This is a genomic window from Rhodomicrobium udaipurense JA643 (assembly GCF_000636015.1).
In the GTDB taxonomy this organism is placed as follows: domain Bacteria; phylum Pseudomonadota; class Alphaproteobacteria; order Rhizobiales; family Rhodomicrobiaceae; genus Rhodomicrobium; species Rhodomicrobium udaipurense.
The window spans coordinates 1-1,832 of the sequence record NZ_JFZJ01000224.1 but is presented as its reverse complement, the minus strand read 5'-3'; the positions used below and the strand labels follow the sequence as shown (position 1 = coordinate 1,832).

Annotated in this window: 4 protein-coding genes; all 4 read right to left on the bottom strand. The window is 59.8% G+C overall.

The features are described from left to right. On the bottom strand, positions 1–1,107 hold a 1,107-nt coding region (locus T281_RS17010), incomplete at its 3' end, for a tyrosine-type recombinase/integrase (RefSeq protein ID WP_037242438.1). A gap of 2 nt (positions 1,108–1,109) precedes the next feature. Then, on the bottom strand, positions 1,110–1,364 hold the full coding sequence (locus tag T281_RS17005; RefSeq protein WP_037242435.1) for a helix-turn-helix transcriptional regulator: 255 nt from the start codon (positions 1,362–1,364) through the stop codon (positions 1,110–1,112). 2 nt (positions 1,365–1,366) lie between these two features. Next, the gene (locus tag T281_RS19425; RefSeq protein WP_037242430.1) at positions 1,367–1,564 is read right to left on the bottom strand and encodes a hypothetical protein; all 198 of its coding nucleotides are present in this window, start codon (positions 1,562–1,564) and stop codon (positions 1,367–1,369) included. After that, a partial coding sequence (locus T281_RS19420) for a hypothetical protein (protein ID WP_420834885.1) occupies positions 1,552–1,832 on the bottom strand: 281 nt, incomplete at its 5' end. The genes T281_RS19425 and T281_RS19420, both read right to left, overlap by 13 nt.

The following is a 1,832-nucleotide window of genomic DNA, read 5'->3' as shown; positions in this document are numbered from 1 at the left end:
TCCTGCCATTTCTGCGTTGATTTTATTACATTTTTTTTCTGGTGGGACAGAGGGTGAGACAGAGCCCAGCATTTTGCCAGCCGCGCTCGCGGCCATTTTTTTCTGAGCTGCCGCCTTAGTGTATTTCCTCGCCATCTTCGGATCATCCCAGCCAAACAGCGCCATCATCTCGTATTCGGACGCTCCGGCTTCGGCGCATCTCGTCGCGGCGATCTTGCGCAGGCCGTGCGATGAGCACTCTGGCAGGCCGATCGGCCGGCAGACATCGTCGCGGAACCAATTACCAAAAGAGTTCGTGCTGGCGAATGGTTTTCCCGCCTGGGTTAGCAGGTAGGCATCGCCTGTCTTGCAGGCGTCGATAGCTTCGCGCAGCGGCGGCAGGATAGGAAGGGTCAAGACCTTGCCGATTCTCTTCCGCCCCTTGTGCACGTGGACGATGATTGTCTGCCCATCGGCGGCCTCGTCCCCGGGCCCGATTCTCACCGCGTCGGAGACGCGAACGCCAAGATAAAGCATGACGCACATCGCCAGGTGCTCGCGGGTGCCAATGGGCCAGTGACGCTCGAATTTGTCGAGATCCTGCTCTGTCCAGGTGTAATAGCCGGTCTCTTCATATTCGACGCGGCTGACGCCCTTGCACGGGTTCGTGGCGGTAATTTCTTCCTTAATGGCCCATTCGAACAGCGCCGAAAGATGCTTAAGCCGATGATTGGCCATCGACCGCTCTTTCATGTCGCGCAGCTTTCGCACCCTCTCTCGTGTGAGCCCGGAGAACGGCAAGTCCCCGACGCGGCGTGTCGCGGCCCCAGCCTGGAAAGCTGTGTCCCTCACGCTGTCGAGGTGCCGTCGCTTAACGTCGCGCGTGATGTCTTCGAGCGAAGCAAAGCGCTGCGATGCGTAATACTGCTTGCACAGCCAATCGAATGTCTTCTGGCGGGACGCGCCGTTTTCTCCGGCCAGCGCCTCCTTGTAGGCCGCCATGAATTCTTCTGAGCCAGGTGCGCCGGGCAGCCGGATCTTCGCCTTGCCCGGGCGGCGGAAATAAAAACGGATGTTGCCGTGGCGGTCTCTGTCGCGCGTCACGAACTGCAATTTGATTGTCGCCACGGCTACGCCGCCCTGTCGAAGTCGCTCCACGGGTCGTCAGCAATCGCTGCTTCTTCGCTTTTCAGGGCGGAAAAGTAAAGGTCGATTTCGACGCGGTCCCACACGGGCTTGGTGTTGATCCGCACCGGCTTCGGCATGCGCCCGTCCCTCACGAGCTGGTCGAATAGTGCCGGGCTCGCGCAGATATATTCGGCTGCCTGATCGCGGCTCAAGCCTCGCGGCGGGAGCGATGGCGGCAGTCGAGATTGCTTTTGCATCGTTATCCCCTCTTTTCTTGCTGGGCGATGTAAGCCAGGATGGTCATGTCGTCGTCTTCGACGAGCTTTGCAGGGATCGATATGCGCGGACGCCTGTCGCCGCTCAGCACTTCTCCATCGCGGCGCAGCGCTCCCTCGATGAGCCTTCGCGCTGCCGCTCGGGCTTCGACGTGAGAGACGCGACGAACTATCTGTAGCATCTCGGCGCCCTCCTTTTTCTGCGGAACCCGGCACGCCAGACTTTCCCAGTCACAGCGTTTGGGGTTTTCTCGAGCGCCTGCGCTATTGCAAAGCGCGGCGTTCCCCTCTCCCACATGGTTTTTAAAGCGGCCATTTCCGCCGCTGACCATCTCTGCATCTTTTTTCGCCGCTGATCAGGCTTGGCGTGCTTTGCTTTTTCCCGCTCGCGGATCACCTGTATCGATCGGCCGATGGGGGTCTCTCTGAATGGTGTATCTGGCATGGCCA

Bases quoted from the DNA above. Each gene is read 5' to 3' on its own strand.
- T281_RS17005 (WP_037242435.1), bottom strand. From the start codon at position 1,364: ATGCAAAAGCAATCTCGACTGCCGCCATCGCTCCCGCCGCGAGGCTTG.
- T281_RS19425 (WP_037242430.1), bottom strand. From the start codon at position 1,564: ATGCTACAGATAGTTCGTCGCGTCTCTCACGTCGAAGCCCGAGCGGCA.